The organism is Planococcus sp. CP5-4_YE (genome assembly GCF_019042655.1).
In the GTDB taxonomy this organism is placed as follows: Bacteria; Bacillota; Bacilli; order Bacillales_A; family Planococcaceae; genus Planococcus.
The window spans coordinates 1-21362 of sequence record NZ_JAHPZO010000009.1 but is presented as its reverse complement, the minus strand read 5'-3'; the positions used below and the strand labels follow the sequence as shown (position 1 = coordinate 21362).

Here is a 21362-nt window from a genome sequence, read left to right as displayed (position 1 = left end):
ATATTTCTATTTTCATTGATTGAACGACTTGAATCATCATTTTTTAATCTCAACAAAAAAATTTACAAATCGCGTGAAAATTCTATTCTACAAATGAGCAGTAAGTGCTATTATATGTAAGATATTCCAAATCGAGAGGGAGAAAATGATGAGCAGGACGAACATTCAATCAGATAGAGAGAGCATTTATTTTATTCTTAGCGTAATTTTTAGTGTGTTAATTTATGTACTGGCAGCCGTCTCCATTATCGGGATCGGCATCGCTTTGACGGTTTTCGCGTTTTTGTTGTTTGCCAATGCGGTGATGCTTGGGTCAATCCGCGGAAACGGCGTGCGCATTCACGAACGCCAATTCCCGGACGTTTACGAACGTGTGCAGACCTTGTCGGCGCAAATGGAACTCGATAAAGTTCCGGACGTTTTCGTCATCCAATCTGAAGGCGCGCTTAACGCATTCGCGACACGCTTTTTCGGCCGCGACATGGTCGTGTTGTACTCGGAAGTGTTTGAACTGGCGCGCGAGCAAGGCCAAGACGAACTGGACTTTATCATCGCCCACGAACTGGCTCACGTAAAACGCCGCCATGTCTGGAAAAACTTATTGATTTTGCCGGCAGGGTTCATCCCATTCCTAAGTACGGCGTATAGCCGCTCATGTGAATACACATGCGACCGCCAAGCGGCCTATGAGATTCAAAATGCTGCCGCTGCGAAACGCGCATTGACGCTGCTGGGCATCGGCAAGAAAGCTTACGTCGAAGTAAACGAAGACGCTTACCGCGAACAAATCACGACGGAATCGAATGCATTCGTCTGGCTGGCCGAAGTATTGTCGACGCACCCGCGTTTGCCGAAACGCATCCAATCGATCGACTGGTTCAGCAGGGCCGACGTCAAATACTACCAGCCAAAACACGGACAAATAGCTCTTGGTGCAACCGTACTCGCCATCGTCATGAGCTTGGCTTATGCCGGGGTCATTAGCATATTTGCCACGACGGCTGCTTTTGCTGACCAATTCTTACTCGGATTTGAAGATGGCTTCTACGAGGAAATGTATACAGTCGAAGGCGAAACCCCGCTCATGGCCGCAGCCGCAGGGGGTGATGTGGCCGGAGTCGAACAAGCCCTCACTGACGGTGAGGACATTCACGCCAAAGACTCGGAAGGCTCTGACGCCTTAATGTACGCCGTCCACTGGGGTGATCCAGAGGTCATCCAAACATTGCTGGATGCAGGGGCCGATGCGAACACATCTGATTATTACACGACGGCTTTAGCAATTACCGTCATGTACGAAGATTACGAGAGCGCCAAGCTGCTTATCGAAAACGGAGCCGACCCGGCATTTAAAGGACCAGACGGCTTGAGCGCTATTGACGAAATGGGCATGGATTCCGAAGAAGAGTTCATGGAAATGCTAGAACAAGGATATTAATAGACTTCAGAAAAACAAGCGTCGATCGCTAACAGATCGACGCTTGTTTCATTTCTACGCTGCCATCATCCCCATCCACATGATTGATGTCCCATTCACAATTCCCTTCATTTTCCCACTCCACGGCGTAACGCCCAAAGCGATAGTCGATCGAAATCACTTCGGCTGTCCCGAATGAATTAGTATGAAGTTGCTCGATGATCGCGATGGCTTCAGATTCAGTGATTTGCGGTTGTGGCATGCAGCCGAAGAATAAAATCAATAAGCGTAAACTCAAGCGTTTCATCACGCCACTCCTTTGAATGCTAGACGGCCTGGTACTAAGAAAAGTTACCTATTCTATCAAAAATTCGGCTAAATATGTTAACTGCTTGCTATAGGTGGGTAATGATTAAGTAACACCCATTTAATTGGTAATTATAAAGTCTTTGGTGAATCATTGAAAATCAGCAAGGAAGAATAAAGCTCAAAATCCCAACTAGAGAGGAATGGTTGAAATGAAAAAATTCGCAGCAATCATCTTCGCAAGCGGACTGGCATTGTCTGCATGTTCAGGCGACAGCGAACCAGAAACAGAACCGCTCGAAGAAAATGATGGCGCCGATGATGTAATGAGCGATACAGAAGACGGGGAAGAGGAAGAAGAAGAGGAGTAATAGAATCCAAATATGAATAAAAGATATTCAAAAAGCTCGCAGCAAATGCGAGCTTTTTAGCGTTCTCTATTCATCATGTCTTTCAAGCGTTTTGCAGAATCAGTGAAGACTTCTTCATCAGCCCGATTTCCTGTAGCCAAGATCCAGACGACCTCTAGTTGGTCTTGTTTTTCTCCAGTTAATCGGTAGACGATTCGTAAACCGGCTTGCTTGAATTTCAATTCGCGGCAACCTGTTAACACGCTGCCACGTTTATTAGAGAGAGGCTTGCCGATTTCATCTGCGCGAAATCTTAGTTTGGCAAGGCCTTTGTCAACCAAGTTGCGGCTGCTTCCGTCCAATTTACTATATTCTTTCTGTGCTTTTGGATGAAAGTTTAAGACAAACTTGTCCTCGCTCATATCACTCGAACAACTCGTCATCGGAAATGTCATCTGGATCGATTGCCATGATTCGTGCGTAGCTCTCTTCTCCAACAGCTTCCCGAAGCGGAATCGTTTGTTCAGGATGTGCCTCAGCTTCAGCTGCTCTTCTTGCGATCTCTTCATACCAATTCAGTTCGCGGTACGTTTCTAACTCTTGGTACATTTTTTCGTATTGCGCATAATCTAAAATAACGGAATCGATTGTATTATTGGCGGAAATGAACTGAGGTTCTTTTTTAGCTGCCGCCCGTATGTGAGCCAATTGTTTTGCTGCCTTGGAAGCAGAAGTAATCTGGTCTACGTTGAATTGCGGTTTTTTGGGAGTGTCAGTGGCCATAAGGTTCAACTCCTTTATATTTGCTTTAATTATAGCAAGCTCCATGTACATTTGACAGTAAAATATACCGCTATTTTTCACGTTAAATATGACGGTATATTGATTGCGGAGTCAATCAATTATAGTGAAAATGAAACTTCAGCTTCTCGGTCAGAAGTTATCAGGCCGCCTTGTGAAAAGCCCGTCTTGTTGGTAAAATTAGGCACAGTATAATAATAATAGTATTAAAATATCAATTGATTAGCCTCTCTAGTCAACAGAAGCTGAGACATTAGAATAATGAAAAGAGGTGTTCATCTTGGAAACCATTACTGCTACGGATAAAGCGAAGAATTTCTTCGAGTATATGCTTGCATTGAATAACTTGGTCGGGAAAGTCATCCGAGATTACTCGGAATATGAGAAGAATTGGAACCTGGATGACATGAAGCTATTGGAAGGCTGCTTCGTATTTGACGAATGCCATAATGAAGAGAACTTAATGGAGATCCACAGGCCGACAATTACTGAGAAAGACACGACACCTCCAGTGCCTCACGCCATATTTAAAGACTGGCTGAGCTTTGATCCGAAAAAGGAAAATCAAAAGCCTTCTTATGTAGTAGGGAAACAGGTCGAGACAGCGAATGGTGAGAAAAAAGAAGAACTGTTTATCGATGACAAAAAGCGCATGCACGCTTATGGTACTTGGACAGCACAGTGGAAAGAATGGGCTGAGAAGTTGAAAGAGAAAAAACGCATTTTAGAAAAATACGAAGAGTTTTTTGATCTTATCACCCAGCTTGAAAAAGAAGGGGAGTCCTTGGAGTTCATTTATGGCAAAGGCCTCTTTACTTGGAAACATCCAGACCCAAAAATCGGCACAATCCGTTCGCCGCTATTAACGAGCAAAGTGGAGCTGGATTTGGACTCTGTAAAAGGGATTATTTCTGTGAAACTCGTCGATCAAGCAGTTGCTGTGGAGCGGGAAATTTTCTCTGGGATATCCATTCCGAATGTTCAAACGATCAATGGTTTGTGGAGAGACGTCCAGACACGTGAGATTACTGACGATATGAATGACTTCTTCACGCAATTCATTCAAACCTTTGATGCTAATGGAAGATTCATTGACGGCCAAACAGCTAAGACGCCAATGGAACATCCATCTGTTTATACTCATCACATGCTTTCACTGAGAACAAAAAATGCACGTGTGCTGCGGGACGACTTAACTCAAATCATTGACGGCATTGCCAATGATGAACTGGAGCTGTCGGATACAGTTGCTTCCATTATCGGTGAACGAGTCGAAAATGCTCCTGAAGAAAATTCGACAGTGGAAACCGAGGAAGTAAACAATTTTGAAGACGATATCCTCTATTTTCCGCTGGAATCCAATGAACAGCAAAAGGCCATCATCAAGCGTATTTCGCATCATCAAGGCGTAACTGTACAAGGGCCTCCTGGTACTGGGAAGACCCACACCATTGCAAACTTGGTTTCCCACTTTTTATCTGAAGGCAAGAAGATCCTTATCACCAGCCAAAAAGAAAGCCCGTTGAAAGTATTGAAAAACAAAATCCCTCAAGAAATCAGGGACTTGTGCGTGCCGGTACTTGGCGGCGGGCGTGAATCATTGCAGGAAATCGAGCAATCGATCCGCGTCATCGGCGAGAAGCTGGGCGAACTTGATGTCGATCGTCTGGAAAAGGAAATCGCACGCGACAAAGATGCCTTAAAACAAAGCAGACGCGACGAAGCGACATTGAAAAACCAATTAAAAGCATATGCTGAAAAAGAAGGGACCATTCTCCAATACAAAGGAGAAAAACTCTTCAAATACGATGTAGCAAAACGTCTAGCCGAATCGGAGATCGATTACAGCTGGATTCAAGACGAGTTGACGATGGACCAGACCTTCCCGTTAAACAATGTCGACTTCACTGAATTATGGGCATTGAAAAAAGAGTTGGCAAAAGAAGACTTGCCGCTGCATCAACAACTGCTTCCTGAAGTCGGTTCTGACATCCAAAACAGTTCGTCTTTCACCTCTTTCCTAGATGCAGAAAAGCAATTAGAACATGCAAATGAACAAGGCAAGGCAATCCTTGAGAAATACAAATATCCGCTAGAGGAAAATGAACTCAAAATCCTTCAAAAAGAACTCGATGAAATCATCGGCATGTCTGCCATTACAGAAAATGGCCCTTTCCGTTTGATTTTGGATGATGTTAAAGCAGGTGGCCTTCGAGAAGCAAGATGGCGTGAGCTCATAGAGAAACTATCCGGAGCTAATGAAAGACTATTCGCTTCTTATAATAAACTCGTTGCATACCAAGTGAAGCTGCCAAACAAGAGCACGGAAGAATTAAAAGCGGATGTCGCGATTGCGAGAGAGCCGCTTGAAAACGGCAAAAAGCCGAACTTCCTGTTCTTTTTGACCAAAGGCAAGCAAACGAAATACTTGTTTGAAGACCCTGTATTAAACGATGCTTCCATCAAAACGCTCGGCGACATCGAAGTGCTGGAAATGTATTTGGAACACGAATGGGTGAAGAAAGAAGCCGCACGCTTATTGAATGCCAATATGGAAGAGATTGGCCATACAGCAATCGACGTCGAAGAAAGACGCTTCCCACATCTACTCGAAGAGCGCTTGAACGAATTGAAGCTCATCATGAAAACAGCTGATTCGACCAAAGCATTAAAATCCAAACTGACACGCTACAATTTATACCAGATCGATCTTTATTCAATTGACGAGTGCCAGCAATTAAGTAAAGACTTAGATCTCGTCATCAAACGGATCGAGTACTTGAAATGGGAAGAACAGTACAAGCAGGATCTGGGCAAATTGCAAACCTTGAGTGCGCAAACGGATATGCATCCGGTCATGCAGGAATTCAAGGAAGCTTATATCAATAGAGATGCCGTGAAATGGAACGAGTTATTGGTCAAGCTAGAGCAATTGCAGCAGACCAAATCCCAAGCGATCCGTTTCTATGAACTACTCGGCCAATTCAGCAAGACTTTGCCGCTGACAGCGAAATTGTATGAACTGTCTGTAGGATCAGCTGTCGAGAAACCTGAACACCATCTAGAAGCATTCGAACTGAAAAAGCTGCAGTCGTGGCTCGATGAAACAAAAGACATGAACATCACGCTGTTGAAAAAGCAGCTGGAAGAAGAACATAAAGAACAGAAGCGCTTGGTCCGCTCAATCGTCAGTGCGTCAACTTGGAAGAACCAAGTGCAACGGATTACGGAAGAAGAAAAACGAGCCTTGTCTGCATGGAAAACCTACATCAAGCGTTTCGGTAAAGGCAGCGGAAAGTCCGCCAAGCGCAATTTGCAAGGCGCTAGAGAAGAAATGAAAACCGCTCAAAGTGCCATCCCTGTGTGGATCATGCCAATCAACCAAGTGCTGGAAAACTTCCCGGTGACCAACGAGAAATTCGACGTCATCATTTTCGATGAGAGCAGCCAATGTGATTTGTTCGCGGTCAATGTGCTGCTGCGCGGCAAGAAAGTGGTCGTCGTCGGAGACGATGAACAAATCAGCCCGCAATCGATCGGCACGAAGCAAGACGATGTCTACGAATTGGTGCGCCGCCATTTGAAAGGCATACCAAACGCCGACTTATTTGATGGCAACTTGTCACTTTACGAGATCGCCGAACAAACTTTCCCGAAAGAAGGAAAGCTCATGCTACGCGAGCATTTCCGCTGCGTGCCGGAAATCATCCAGTTCTCGAACGATATGAGTTACGGCGGCGAAATGATCCCGTTGCGCTTGCCGCTCGATGAAGAAAAAATCGATCCGCCTGTCACAGCCATCAAAGTAAACGACGGCGTAATCGGTGAGCAGCGTGACATTAACGAAGCGGAAATCGATGCAATCGTCGCCGATATGGCAGAGATGGTAGAGGATCCGAAATTGAAAGGGCAGACATTCGGTGTCATCACCCTCCTTGGAAACCAGCAGCACAAACTGTTGGAAACAAGAATTCGCCAAGAAATCGGCGACCGAGAGTTCGTAGAGCGCAAGATCATTTGCGGGAATCCATATACATTGCAAGGGGACGAACGCGACATCATCTTCCTGTCCATGGTCACAGCGCCGAACCGGAGATTTATGGCCTTGACCAAAACTTCGGACAAGCAACGCTTCAACGTCGCCGCAAGCCGTGCGAAAAACCAGATGCGCTTGTACCATTCAGTGGACCTGGAAGACCTCAATACGGAAGACCTGCGCTACCGTTTGCTGAGCTATTGCATGAACCCGACTCGCTTGAATGAGCAAATGGCGAATCTGGAAGAGCAATGCGACTCGCCATTTGAAGTCGACGTGCTCCGTATGCTTCTAGCACGCGGCTATAAAGTCACACCGCAAGTCAAAGTCGGCCAGTACCGCATCGACCTCGTCGTCGAAGGGCTGCGCGACCGACTAGCCGTCGAATGTGATGGAGAGAAATGGCACGGCCCAGAGAAATTCGAAGAAGACATGAGGCGCCAGGAATCCCTGGAACGAGCAGGCTGGAAGTTCTGGCGTGTACGCGGCAGGGAGTTCTACTTTGATAAAACGAAAGCGCTGGAGAGTTTGTGGGTGCAGTTGGATGAATTGGGGATTGAACCACATGTGAAAAATGAGGATGATTATATTAAAGGTGAGTTACTGGGTGATATTGTAGCTCATAAAAACTAGTCATTCAGATAACAATATGCAGCAAAAAGGATAGCGGAATGTCGCTATCCTTTTTGCTATATAAATCAAGATTGCATTCAACTAAAACTAAAGTAGAATAAGAACTAAGTATAAATTAAATGCGAGGGGAAGCATGTGGAAGTTAAATTATTTTACCGTACCCAAAGAGACGTTGCTTCAGCAATCAACCAGTTGATAGATGCCTACTGGAAAGAAGAGATTATGGAGCAAAAGTTAATTGAAAGTATTAGCGTTATACATAAAAATAACCAAGAAAAATTGATCAAAGACAATAACTTCACTAAAATCATTCAACAGCATTGCGGAAAAAGAAGGTTAGTTATTGTTGGGAAGATTTTAGGAATGTAGTTAAGGATTGTTTTATGAAAGGCCTGATGGTAATGGAAACAGAGTTAAAATACACTTCTGCATTAACAGGAGCAGCATTCATGTTCTACGAATTTAAACAAGTGGCAATTTTAAAAGAAGCAGGACTTTCTGATACAGAAATTCGTAAGAAAGTTATAGATGAAAATCTCTTTCAGCATGAAAAAATTTCTAGTTTAAAAAGAGGTCTCCCTTATGTTTTAAGAAGAGTTAATGCTTTAGATGAGACATTGAGAAACATGGTCATCGAAGATTCAAATGAAGTTGGAAAAACTATTAATTTGTATGCAATTATGAAAACGAATCGACTTTTCTATGAATTCATGGAAGAAGTAATTTATGAAAAATTTCAGTTGAACAATTACAGTCTAGAGAAAAAAGATCTCAACACATTTTTTACAATGAAAATGGAACAGAATGAAAACATAGCTAAGTGGACAGAAGAAACAATTAAAAAACTTAAACATGTTCATTCGAAAATACTGATTGATATGGGAATGTTAAAGAATATGAAATCAGGAGAATTAAATCGAATTATCATGGATGAAAGAGTAAAAAACCATTTAACTGATATTGGTGACAGCAAATATGTACATGTCATTGGCGAATAGGAGGAAAAGCTTGTGGCTAATTTAAATTCGAGGCTCGACAAGATCATTCCGAAAATCAAAGAAGATAAATTTATCGAGGGACGTGGCCTCGGAAATGAAATCAGTTTCTATGTATTCGATTACAAACCGGAAGATGAATTGGTTGTCCGGGATTATGTGAAGCACATAAAAAAGGAATTCAACTATGAAGGCTCAGAAAGAAAAATAATCGAATTCGATCTTTACAAGTTGCTTATCGAAATCACAAAAGAGAAAAAAATCTTCGACCGAATATTTGAGATGGAGCAAAAACAAGGGAAAGACGCTTTGTTTAAAGCTCTTACTACGTTTGCAAATCCTCAAATATTTTTACAGAAGATAAAAGAACAGATGGATGGGCACGATATTGTGATTTTGACAGGTGTCGGAAAAGTGTTCCCGTTTGTCCGTTCGCATACGATCTTAAATAATTTGCAGGAAGTCATAGACAAGACGCCTGTCATCATGTTTTATCCAGGTGAATACAGTGAGCAGGATTTGCATTTATTCGGCAAATTTAAAGACGATAATTATTACCGTGCATTCCGGTTGGTTGATTAAATAAATTTGGGGGTTATTTTATGTTATTGAAAGACATGTTTCAGAAAGATATAGAACGAGACATTCGCGGAGTCATTAAAGTTGCTCAAACTGATGACGACAGCATCTATCAAGAATTGGATGAATATGTGGTTACTCGGGAATTACAGAAGCACCTTTCCAAGTTCTATGAAAATTATCAAAGAGGCGTGAACGGTTCGACTGATAAAATGGGTGTCTGGATTTCTGGATTCTTTGGTTCGGGTAAATCGCATTTCCTTAAAATACTTTCCTACCTTTTAGAAAATAAAGAAATTCAAAACAGAACTGCAGTAGATTTTTTTGATGAAAAAATTCAGGATCCAATTGTATTAGCGAATATGCAGCGAACAGCTGGCATTGAAACAGAGACGATTCTTTTCAATATTGATGCAAAAGCACAACTAGACAATAAATCAAAAGAAGATGCAATTCTGCGTGTATTTATGAAAGTATTTTACGAACATAGAGGATATTACGGTGACATTTCTGGTGTAGCGGAAATGGAAAAATATTTGGATAAGCAAGGTACATATGAAGTTTTCAAAGAATCATTCAAAAACCTAGCCGGCGAGTCGTGGGAAGACCGTCGTAACAGTTTCTATTTTGATAGAGATTACATTGTCTCTGCACTTTCGGAAGCCACAGATATGACTGAAGAATCTGCTGGTAACTGGTTTGATAATGGCGTTAATAATTATGAAATCAGCATCGAAAAGTTTGCAAAAGATGTAAAAGAGTATATCGATCAAAAAGGCCCTAATTTCCACCTGATATTCCTGGTGGATGAAATCGGCCAATATATCGGTGATAGCAGAAGCCTGATGTTGAATCTACAAACTCTTACGGAAGAACTAGGAACACATGCCAAAGGAAAAGCATGGGTCATGGTCACTTCACAGGAAAGCATAGATAGCATTGTCAAAGTAAAAGGGGACGACTTTTCACGAATTCAAGGACGTTTTGATACCAGACTTTCACTTTCTTCAATTTCAGTAGATGAAGTATTGAAAAAGCGTATCCTTTTGAAAAAGAACTATGTGAATGACAAATTGAAATTGCTTTATCCGGAGAAAAGTGCTATTTTGAAAAATTTAATCAGCTTCCGTGAAAGCACTGCTGATTTGCGCGGATATGACAACGAGCAGGAATTTGCGGATGTCTATCCATTTGTTCCCTATCAATTTAAATTACTGCAGAACGTTTTTGAGCAAATTCGTAAACACGGTTCTTCCGGCAAAAGTCTTTCTGAAGGCGAACGTTCTATGTTGTCTGCTTATAAAGAAACGGCATTAAGATATAAAGGGGAAGAGGAAGGATTCCTGATTCCTTTCCCTGCCTTTTATGAGACTGTCAAAGAGTTTTTAAACCCTACTGTTTCGCGGGTTATCGAAGGTGCGTATGAAAACCCTGCATTAAAAGATGATCATTTCAATATGGAACTATTGAAAGTATTGTTCATGGTGAAATACATTAAAGAGCTGCCGGCTAATATCGACAATCTGGCAACTTTAATGATTACAAACATTGACGAAGATAAATTGGCGTTAAAAGAGAAAATTAAAGTTTCACTTCGTAAGCTGATCTCTCAAACATTGATTCAAAAAAACGGTGACTTCTATTTATTCTTAACTGATGATGAGCAAGACATTAACCGTGAAATCAAAACCTTGAACGTCGATGAAGAATTAGTTAAACGCGAATTAGCCGATTATGTTTTCCAAGACTTATATGATGAGAAAAGATTCCGTTATTCTTCAGAATACCTTTTCTCTTTCAATCAAAAAATGGACGAGAAAAATTACGGCAATCAATCATCAAGTATTGGCGTTCAAATCGTTTCACCGCTTTCTGACCATTACCAGAAGTCAGAACAGGAACTTATGATGATGACGAGTGGCAGTGGAGAAATGATTGTGAAACTCGGCGGCAGTGAATTATATGTTGAGGAAATTGAAGAAGCAATAAGAATTGAAAGTTACCGTAAGAAAAAGAACATCACACAACTTCCGGAAAACATTCAAAATATCTTGAACAATAAAACGGCTGAGGCACGTGAACGTAAAAATAGAAGCCGTGCTTTATTGGAAGACGCGATTAAGAGCGGAACTTTCTTTATTAATGGGGACAAAGTAGAAATTAAAGGTTCCACTGTCAAAGAGAAGTTCAATGCGGCGTTTAAGATGTTAGTCGATAATATTTATACCAAGCTGAATTATGTAAAAGAGCATATGGAGAATGAAAGAGGTCTCATCCATATCTTGGCTTCAGACAATGACCAAATTTCTTTCGAAGATACGATTGGAACCTATCCTAATGAGTTAGCCAAGAAGGAAATCTTCGATTTTATCACTTTACAAAATGACATCCAAAAACAAGTCCGGGTAAAAATCATTTACGATAGATTTCAGGACAAACCATATGGTTGGAGACAATTGGACATTGCAGCAATGATTGCAAAATTATTAAAAGAACAGCGTATTCGTGTGCGTTATAATGCCGAATATTTGGAACCGGAACAAAAAACGACCACCTTAGTATCCATATTCAGTAAGACTGCTGAAGCGGAGAAAGCAATCATACTTAAACGGGTACAAGTTGATGAAGCGTTAATCCGTACAGCAAAACGAGTTGCTAAAGATGTTTTTAATAAAACTGATTTAGCTGATGATGAAGATGGATTAGTCAAAGATTTGCGATTTCTTATAGAAGAACAAATTGCCGAGATAAATGATTTGAAGAGTCAATATGAAGGCAAAAAGTATCCAGGGAAAAGCCTTTTAGACAAAGGGCTGGAATATTTTACTCAATTCCACAATGGATTAGACAACGCTTCATTTTTTACAAAACTGAAAGAATTAGAAGATGACCTGGCTTACTGGGAAGAAGATATCGTTTTAGTCCAAAGCTTTTTTGGCAGCAATCAAATTCGAATTTTCGACCAGGGGTTAGCAGTCTTCGAAAAATACAAAGAAAACCAAGCCTATTTAAATGGGGAAGAAATTGAATCTACAGTGAAAGATCTAGCATCAATTCTAGAAGATTCGCTTCCTTACAGAAAGATTAAAGATATACCTGAATTGGTTCACAAAATTGAAGAGCACATAAAGACAGTTTTGCTAGAGAAGAAGAAGAATGCTGAAGATAGAATTGCAGATGATAAGGTAAGCCTTACTTCCTTCTCCAGTCAATATGGTGTCAGTAACGAAACAAAGCAAGAGATAAGTTACTTCTATAAACATTTACTCGAAGACCTTGATTCTTATACGGACATTCATAGAGTGGAATCAAGTATCCTTAGAAGTTCTAATTTCAAAGTTCAAACAGAGAATAAAATCAATAGAGAACTTGAAGAATGGTTACGAAGAAAAAGAAAAGAACAAAAAGAACAAGAAGGCGGAACGATCCAAGATGGGGATGAACCAACTGAAATTCCGGTTCAGAAGGAATTTATCCAAGTACTGGAATTAATCAGTCCAACACCATTAACAACAGAAGCAGAAGTGGATCTCTATCTTGAAAACTTGTCTCAAAGATTGAAGGCAGCCATAAAAAATAATAAACAAATAGAATTCAGAAAGTAAGTGGGGGAAAGCAGTGAATAAACCAGCATTAAAGAGATTTGCTACAGAAGCAAGAAGAGAACTGCTTGAACGAGTTGAACTTCAAGCAAGGAAAATAGGAATTACTTCTGAAGATATTCAAAAAGCGACTATTGAAAGTTCAGACGCCATCTTTATAAATGGCAGACAGCTGAAAGAAAAAGAAAAAGTGCAGCGAAACAAATTGATTTCCCGGATTCGCGATATTGGATTTGACCGAGTGATGGAAGAAGTTGCTTATACGTGGTTTAACCGTTTCACAGCTCTTCGTTTCATGGAAGTGAATGATTACTTGCCGACAAAAGTCAGAGTATTATCTTCTTCAAAACAAGGAAGCACAGAACCCGATATGATGAATGAGGCTCTATCACTCGACTTAGATTTAGATAAGGAATATGTTTATGAGCTTAAACTAAACAATAATGATGAAGAGCTTTTTAAATATCTGGTTATCAAGCATTGCAATGATTTGAACCGCTATATGCCTTTCATGTTTGAAACAATAGATCATTATACAGAAATTCTATTTCCTGAAGGTTTACTCGGAACCGATTCATTTGTGCGTGAGATGACGGATTTGGAAACTCTGCCAGAAGAAAATTGGCAAAAGGTTGAAGTAATTGGTTGGCTATATCAATACTATATTTCAGAAGAAAATGAACGCGTAATTCAAGCGAAAAAACGTTACAAAGCAGAAGAACTGCCTTTTGCAACTCAACTCTTCACACCTGAGTGGATTGTACGTTATATGGTGCAAAATGCATTAGGGCGTTATTGGATTGAATCACACCCTGAAGATTATGACCTTGTGAAGAATTGGGAGTTTTATTTAGAAAACCAGAACGTCGATTCTACCTTTGAAGAAAACTTGGCTCCATATATAAATAAAGAATTGAAAGTTGAAGAAATAACTTGTTTAGATCCAGCAATGGGAAGTGGACATATTCTTGTTTATATGTTCGATGTCTTGTATGAAATCTATAGCAAAGCTGGCTATATGGATAGAGAGATTCCCCGATTAATTATTGAAAACAATCTTTACGGTTTGGATATCGATGACCGTGCGTATCAATTGGCAAGCTTCTCGATTGTTATGAAAGCATTAGAATATAATAAACGATTCTTGAGAAGTATTGAACGCGATGGTTTAAAAATGAACCTGGCAGCTTTGCAAGAGACAAATACACTTAAAGATGAAGAGATTGCATTTTTAGCCGGAGAAGTATCAAGTGAGAGCTATGAAAATATGAAAGGCTTTATAGAGCAATTCCATCATGCTAAAGCAATTGGTTCTTTGATAAAACTAAATTCTTTCGATGAAGCATGGCTAAAACAACGGATGAAAGCAATCGGTGAACAGACAGGCAATTTGTTCGAAATGGATATGAAAGACCGGGTGGCTCCTTTGTTCAATAGCCTTGTTAAACAAGCAGGCATCATGAATCAGCAATACGATATTTTCATTACTAATCCGCCATATGCTGGAAACAAATACGTTCCTGCAGAAGTATCAAGTTATTTGGTAAATAGTTATCAAGAAGTAAAGTCGGATTTGTTTTCAGCGTTTATCGAGTATAGCTTCTCTGCTACAAAAGAAAATGGCCAGATTGGATTCATGTCACCATTTGTATGGATGTTTATCTCATCCTTTGAAAAGCTGCGGAAAAATATTGTTAATAATCGGACCATTAGCAGTCTAATTCAACTGGAGTATTCAGGTTTTGACGGAGCAACGGTTCCGATTTGTACATTTACTTTGAGAAATTATCCTAGCAATACTAAAGGTGAGTATATAAGGCTTTCAGATTTTAGGGGAGTTAAAAATCAGTCTATTAAAACATTAAAAGCTGTTACGAATCCTTCAGTAATATATCGTTACTCATTTAATCAAAATGATTTTAAAATAATTCCCGGATCGCCAGTTGCATATTGGGTTAGCGATAAACAAAAGAAAGTTTTTGAAAATAGTACTACTCTGAATAAGCTAGCTGAAGTTAAACAAGGACTTTCAACAGCAGATAACAATAGGTTCCTTAGATTATGGCATGAAGTTAATTATAAAAAAATAGGTTTAAATTTCAGAGATTCGGAAAGTGCTATTAAGTCAAGATTAAAATGGTTTCCTTTTAACAAAGGAGGAGACTTTAGAAAATGGTACGGGAACAATGACTATGTAATAAACTGGGAGAATAATGGCTATCAGCTAAAAAAATTTAAAAATGCTGCTATTAGAAATTCAGACTATTACTTTAAAGCTAGCGTGACATGGTCCAAAATATCTTCTGGTAATATGGCGTTTAGATATAAACCAGAAGGTTTTATTTTTGCGGATGCAGGTACCAGTTTTTTTTCAAAAAGTCATTTGAATTATTTACACGGATTTTGTAACAGTATAGTAGCGTTAAAAATAGCTAATACTATATCACCGACTCTTAATTATGAGGTTGGTCACATATCTAGTTTTCCTATTAAAGTGTCTGAAACAAAAAAAGAAGAAATAGATTCGTTAGTTGATTCTAATATATCTATCTCTAAAACGGATTGGAATTACTTCGAAACATCTTGGGAATTCAAAAAACATCCTTTGATATGCTTTTCAAAAAAAAGTTTAAAATTAGCTTTTGATGATTGGGAAAAATTTACTGATACCCAATTTAAACAGATTCACTCAAATGAAGAAAATCTTAATCGTATTTTTATAGAAATTTATAACCTAACCGATGAAATTTCATATGAAGTAAATAAAAAAGATATTACTATTCGAAGAGCGAATTTAGAAACTGATATTAAGAGTTTCATTTCTTATGCAATTGGTTGCTCTTTTGGACGCTATTCCCTTGATGAAGAAGGTATTATATATGCCGGAGGTGATTTAAATTCTTCTCAGTATAGAAAATACTATATAGACGAAGACAATATTTTGCCATTACTCACTATTGCATATTTTAATGATGACATTGTTTCTAGATTTGTTGAATTTGTTCGTATAAATTATAGCGAGGATACTCTCGAAGAAAATTTAGGTTTTATTGCGGAAGCAATTGGTCGAAAGAAAAGTGAAACAGTAAGAGAAAGCTTACGTCGATATTTATTGAATGATTTTTATAAAGAACATGTCCAGATATATAAGAAACGTCCAATTTACTGGTTATTTTCTTCAGGTAAAGAAAAGGCGTTCAATTGTCTTATCTATATGCATCGCTACGACAAAACAACACTTTCTCGCATTCGTACTGATTATTTACACGAAGTTCAAATTCGTATGGATGCAGAGAAGAAGGAATTGTTAACTATCATTGATGGGGATTCAACTACAAAAGAAATCAGCAATGCCAAAAAAGAATTAAAATCACTCGATAAGAAAATCGACGAACTGAAAGCATATGATGAGAAGTTGCACCATATGGCCGACATGCAAATTGAAATTGATCTTGATGATGGTGTTGCGGTCAACTATGCCAAGTTTGAAGGGCTAGTTGCCAAAATATAAAAACAAACAGAGATACATCGGAGATTTCTGATGTATCTTTGTTCTATAATGGAAAGAGAAAGCAGGTGACTGCCATGAACATGGGACAAATCGTGTCTGCGCTATCGGACATTTTTAATGAGCCACTGAAAGAAGAAGAACAGCGCAAGCTCGTTTTTTGGGTCGATAAAGATAATGAGTTTACTGAAGAAATTGAACCGCTTGAAATTGATGGAGTCAAAGTCCATTCGTTGACTGACAGAAATCAGTTTTATACGAAGCACTTGCTGGAGGAAGAAGATCCAACTTCTTCGTATTTAATTTATACGAACTTGGATTTGGGAGTAGAAGAAAATTGGTTGGCGGATACAGTCATGTATTCAAAGACTTTTTATGCAGACCGCATATCACTTATTTTGAGTGACTTACATATAGATCCATCATTACGAGCAACAGTGAAAAAATACGAGCGTTTCTTTAACAATAAAGATCGCTTTAAAAAATTTGCCGGATTCGGTATTGAATCGTTTACGGAAGAACTGATCGAGCTTTCGATTATGAGTGTCCTATGCAATTTGAAGACACCGTATTTCGAAGATGTGTTGAAAACCATTTTAATGGACACGCTGGATGATACAGAGAATAAATACTTGTCATCCATGGATCGCTTCTTTGACCTGGAGGTATTCTGGTCATGCGTGGCGAATTACTGCGGCTATGAACGGGATGTTAAAACCTTAAAGACTTTATTCATTCATTTATCGGTAACGGCATTCAGCCACTCAGTTGATGAAAAGTATTTAACGGAGCTGGATGATTTTATTGCAAAACGCAGTAAAACAAATGCATTGGTCTTTATCGATCATTGGATGCATCATAAGAGCGATTATGTTCAATTCAATAATTATATTGAGATGGTGGAACAAGAAATTAACCTGCCGAAGACTGTTAATGAGATTCCGTTGGATAAAGTTAAACAAGCGGATGTTTTTCCGTATATCGACCGAGCAATCATTATCCATATTGCGAACAGCTTGATAGACAAACTCGAGGATTATGAGGAATATAAAAAGCTGATTAAGCTCCGGAGAGTAAAACATTATTACAAGCAATACGAAGCGGTTTATGAAGCTCTTTTTTACACCGTGAAGATGTATGAGTTTTATCATGAGCACAGCCAGGGAATTCCGCAATCTCAGGTTGCCAATGTTTATGAAGCATATACCAAAGATTATTATCGAATGGATACGTATTACCGCAAGTTCTATGTAGCTTATGATGAAGCAGTGGATAACGAACTGTTGAAAAAGTTGAAAGTCATGATTGAAAACTTGTATTCAAATTGGTTTATGGGCGAATTGAGTTCTCACTGGTCACAAGCTGTCCGTACAGAAATGACCGAGCAATGGTCTTTGCCAGGAGTTGGACGACAGCAAGATTTCTATTCATCTGTGATAGCGCCGCATATGCGAAACAATGACAGAGTTTTTGTCATTATTTCCGACGCGATGAGATATGAAATAGGAGTAGAAATGGCTGAACGACTGAACGCCGAAACAACTGGAGTTTCGGAAATTCAAAGTACGCTCGGAGTCGTTCCTTCTGTAACAAAACTTGGAATGGCAGCATTATTGCCACACAGGAGTTTAGATTTTGATGCAACTGGAAAAGTTTTGGTCGATGGCAGAGATTCATCTGGGATTGAAAATCGGAAAAAAATACTCGAATCCGAAGTTGAGGACAGTATCGCTTTTCATTTCCAGGAAGTATTTGCAATGAATAAAGCAGCGCGTAGAGAGAACTTCAAAGGAAAAAAACTGATCTATCTTTACCACGATACAATTGATGCAATGGGGGACAATGGTTCCACTGAAATTTATACGTTTAAAGGTGTAGAAGATGCCTTAAACCAACTTTTTGACTTAGTGAAAATCATAAAAGATGATTTGGGTGGCACGAATATCTATATTACGGCCGATCACGGCTTCTTGTATCAACGGGATGCTTTAGAAGAAAGTGATAAAATGGTCAAAGAGTCAATTGATGCACTTGAAACGAAGCGCCGTTATATCCTTTCAAAAGAAAAACGAGAAGTAGCAGGACAATTAGCTATAGACTTGTCTTCAATAGTGGAAAATGAGCAGCAATTGACCGCTTATGTTCCAAATGCAACGATCCGTTATAAAATTCAAGGTTCCGGCGTCAATTTTGTACATGGTGGTGCCAGCTTGCAGGAAGTGGTCATTCCAGTAGTATCGTTTAAGAACAAACGGACGGGTCAACGAGGATCTCAAGCTATTCAAAAAGTTGATATTAAACTAACTAATACAACTCGGAAAATAACGAATAGCATTTTCAATCTCGAATTCTTCCAGACTGAAAAAGTGGAAGATAAAACGATTCCTCGTACTGTTGTGATTTATATGGCGGATGAAAATGGCAATGTGCTTTCCAATGAGGAAACGGTTATCGGGGACCGCCCGTTCGATAATCCAAGTGAACGCACTTTCAAATTGCGTTTTGTGTTAAGAAGCATCACTTATGATCGCAGCAAGACGTATTACTTAATAATCAAAGATATTGAAACAGGAGTAGCAACAGATAAAGTACCGTTCTCAATAAATTTGGGGATTGTCAGCGATTTTGATTTCTAATCAGGGAGGTGAATAAATGGAAGAGAAAGCGGAGATGACTTCAACTTTAGATCTGGATAAAAAGCTTAATGATGTGTTTGCAGGACGTGTCGTGCGGAAAGATTTAACGAAGCTGATCAAAGAAGGCGCCAACGTTCCGGTATATGTGTTGGAGTACTTATTGGGCATGTATGCGGCAACCGATGATGAAGAAAGCATCAAAGAAGGCGTTGAACGGGTTAAAAAGATCCTTTCCGATAACTTTGTCCGTCCAGACGAAGCGGAAAAAATTAAATCGCGGATCCGGGAACTTGGCCAGTATTCAATCATCGATAAAGTGACTGTGTCATTGAATCCCAAATTGGATATCTACGAGGCGGAGTTTTCCAATTTGGGTCTGAAAGGAGTCCCTATTGAATCGAATTTCATTAAAGAATTCGATAAGTTACTGGTCGGCGGCATTTGGTGCATGGTGAAGGTCGATTATTATTACGATGAAGAAGCTCGTAACAATAATCCATTTAACGTAAGCAGCTTGCAGCCGATTCAAATGCCGAATATGGACATGCAGGAAGTCTTTGAAGGCCGTAAAGAATTCACCAAAGACGAATGGATCGATGCATTGATCCGCTCGACAGGAATGGAACCAACGCAATTGAGTGACCGTGTGAAATGGCATTTGCTGCTTCGTTTGGTGCCTCTCGTCGAAAACAATTACAATATGTGCGAATTGGGGCCACGCGGGACCGGTAAATCGCACGTTTATAAAGAAATATCCCCGAACTCGATTTTAGTGTCAGGTGGACAAACGACCGTCGCCAACCTGTTCTACAATATGACTTCACGGAAAATCGGCCTTGTCGGCATGTGGGATTGTGTCACGTTTGATGAAGTAGCGGGCATCCGTTTCAAAGATAAAGACGGCATACAGATAATGAAAGATTATATGGCATCCGGTTCGTTTGCTCGTGGTAAAGAAGAGAAGAATGCGAGTGCTTCTATGGTGTTCGTCGGGAATATCAATCAAAGTGTCGATGTTTTATTGAAGACATCCCATCTTTTTGCGCCGTTTCCTGAGGAAATGGCCAACGATTCAGCATTCTTCGATCGCATGCATTATTATTTGCCGGGCTGGGAAATCCCGAAAATGCGTCCGGATTTTTTTACCGATCGGTATGGATTTATAGTGGATTATATTGCCGAGTTCTTCCGAGAAATGCGCAAGCGATCGTTTGCAGATGCGGTAGACCGCTATTTCAAATTAGGGAACAACCTCAACCAGCGTGATACGATTGCTGTGCGTAAGACTGTATCAGGCATGGTGAAACTAATTTATCCAAATGGTATTTATACAAAAGATGACATAGAAGAAATCTTGAAGTATGCGTTAGAAGGCCGTCGTAGAGTAAAAGAACAGCTGAAGAAAATAGGTGGCATGGAATTTTACGACGTCATGTTCTCCTATATAGATAAAGAATCATTAGAGGAAGAATACACTTCTGTGCCTGAACAAGGCGGCGGAAAACTTATTCCAGAAGGTATGGGGAAACCGGGGCATGTATATGTCGCAGGGCACGGTAATTCCGGGATGATCGGAATCTATAAATTGGAAAACCAAGTTGTGAGTGGCACGGGTAAATTCGACAAGTCCGGTGTCAGTTCATCGCGTGAAGCACGCGAAAGCTTAGACACCGCTTTCCGTTATTTTACCGCTAATAGCAAAAGCATCAGTAATACAATCGCCATTAAGACGAAGGATTATCTGATGCATATTAGCGACTTGCAGGGGATTGGATTAACAGATGAACTAGCCATCGCTGAATTGATCGGTCTGTGTTCTGGAGCATTAGAGAAGCCAGTCCAGGAAAGTACAGTCGTCATTGGAAACATGACAGTGGGCGGCACTATTGCAAAAGTAGAAGAATTCGCCAACGTCTTGCAGGTTTGTGTCGATGCAGGAGCGAAGAGAGTATTAATCCCAGCTGCATCGGTCATGGATTTGCAAACGGTGCCGCCAGATTTGTTGGTTAAAGTGCAGCCGGTGTTCTATTCGGATCCGATTGATGCGGTTTATAAAGCCCTGGGCGTGAATTAGATTATAAGTATGGGAAGAAGCATTCAATTTAATTGGATGCTTTTTTATAACTAAGAATGGAGGGCTAAAATTGTCTGATCGACAAGATTTTAAAAACTATATAGAATACCATAGATCTATTAATGACGAACTATTAGCTAGCCGGAATAGGGTCAAGTATTTTATAGGGGTGTAAACGCTAAACTAGATTAAACAGTTTTCCACAAATAACGGTAAACAGATTCCGCCAATTAAGAATCAACAGTTTACCGATACCTAAGCACTTTTAATATACTTGAGAGAGTCTATTGAAAGTGAGGAATGAGGAGTGGAAAAGTTTATGATTTACAACGAGATTCACCAACTACGCAGCGCGGGATTTACGAATAGCGCGATTGCTAGAAAGCTGAAGATATCTAGAAATCGGGTGATTGATTATGGAAAGA

General features: G+C 39.9%; 13 protein-coding genes. 10 read left to right on the top strand and 3 right to left on the bottom strand.

Annotation, left to right across the window (positions count from 1 at the left end):
* Positions 1 to 148: 148 nt before the first annotated feature.
* Positions 149 to 1438, top strand: a complete 1290-nt coding sequence (locus tag KTG14_RS11295; protein WP_216971043.1) for a M48 family metallopeptidase — start codon at positions 149 to 151, stop codon at positions 1436 to 1438.
* Between the two features lie 28 nt (positions 1439 to 1466).
* Here the strand turns inward: KTG14_RS11295 and KTG14_RS11290 are convergent, their stop codons facing one another.
* Complete coding sequence (locus KTG14_RS11290; RefSeq protein ID WP_216971042.1) at positions 1467 to 1724, bottom strand: hypothetical protein; 258 nt, start codon at positions 1722 to 1724, stop codon at positions 1467 to 1469.
* 211 nt (positions 1725 to 1935) lie between these two features.
* Between KTG14_RS11290 and KTG14_RS11285 the strand changes: the two genes are divergently transcribed.
* Entirely contained in the window at positions 1936 to 2094 is a 159-nt protein-coding gene (locus KTG14_RS11285) for a hypothetical protein (protein ID WP_216971041.1), read from the top strand.
* A 56-nt stretch (positions 2095 to 2150) separates the two neighbouring features.
* On the opposite strand, the gene KTG14_RS11280 is transcribed toward KTG14_RS11285, so the two are convergent.
* Both KTG14_RS11280 and KTG14_RS11275 read right to left on the bottom strand, forming a co-directional pair.
* Positions 2151 to 2435: an addiction module toxin RelE gene (locus tag KTG14_RS11280; protein WP_216971040.1), complete on the bottom strand. Its 285-nt coding sequence runs from the start codon at positions 2433 to 2435 to the stop codon at positions 2151 to 2153.
* A gap of 61 nt (positions 2436 to 2496) precedes the next feature.
* The gene (locus KTG14_RS11275) at positions 2497 to 2856 is read right to left on the bottom strand and encodes a type II toxin-antitoxin system Phd/YefM family antitoxin (protein ID WP_211653308.1); all 360 of its coding nucleotides are present in this window, start codon (positions 2854 to 2856) and stop codon (positions 2497 to 2499) included.
* Positions 2857 to 3154: 298 nt separating this feature from the next.
* On the opposite strand from KTG14_RS11275, the gene KTG14_RS11270 reads away from it, so the two are divergent.
* The 8 genes from KTG14_RS11270 (at position 3155) to brxL (ending at position 20937) form a co-directional block, all read left to right on the top strand.
* On the top strand, positions 3155 to 7543 hold the full coding sequence (locus KTG14_RS11270) for an AAA domain-containing protein (protein WP_216971039.1): 4389 nt from the start codon (positions 3155 to 3157) through the stop codon (positions 7541 to 7543).
* 135 nt (positions 7544 to 7678) lie between these two features.
* On the top strand, positions 7679 to 7912 hold the full coding sequence (locus KTG14_RS11265) for a TIGR04540 family protein (protein ID WP_216971038.1): 234 nt from the start codon (positions 7679 to 7681) through the stop codon (positions 7910 to 7912).
* A gap of 14 nt (positions 7913 to 7926) precedes the next feature.
* Positions 7927 to 8541 (top strand): DUF1819 family protein, encoded by a 615-nt coding sequence (locus tag KTG14_RS11260; protein WP_254178122.1) that lies wholly within the window; start codon positions 7927 to 7929, stop codon positions 8539 to 8541.
* A 12-nt stretch (positions 8542 to 8553) separates the two neighbouring features.
* Entirely contained in the window at positions 8554 to 9120 is a 567-nt protein-coding gene (locus KTG14_RS11255) for a DUF1788 domain-containing protein (protein ID WP_216971037.1), read from the top strand.
* A gap of 20 nt (positions 9121 to 9140) precedes the next feature.
* Positions 9141 to 12722 carry a BREX system P-loop protein BrxC gene (gene brxC / locus KTG14_RS11250; RefSeq protein ID WP_216971036.1) on the top strand — a complete coding sequence of 1194 codons (3582 nt, stop codon included), beginning with the start codon at positions 9141 to 9143 and terminating at the stop codon, positions 12720 to 12722.
* Between the two features lie 13 nt (positions 12723 to 12735).
* Positions 12736 to 16230, top strand: coding sequence for a BREX-1 system adenine-specific DNA-methyltransferase PglX (gene pglX, locus KTG14_RS11245; protein ID WP_216971035.1), 3495 nt, complete (start codon positions 12736 to 12738; stop codon positions 16228 to 16230).
* 74 nt (positions 16231 to 16304) lie between these two features.
* Positions 16305 to 18863 (top strand): BREX-1 system phosphatase PglZ type A, encoded by a 2559-nt coding sequence (gene pglZ, locus KTG14_RS11240; protein ID WP_216971034.1) that lies wholly within the window; start codon positions 16305 to 16307, stop codon positions 18861 to 18863.
* A gap of 16 nt (positions 18864 to 18879) precedes the next feature.
* Complete coding sequence (gene brxL / locus KTG14_RS11235; RefSeq protein WP_216971033.1) at positions 18880 to 20937, top strand: protease Lon-related BREX system protein BrxL; 2058 nt, start codon at positions 18880 to 18882, stop codon at positions 20935 to 20937.
* Positions 20938 to 21362: the final 425 nt, after the last annotated feature.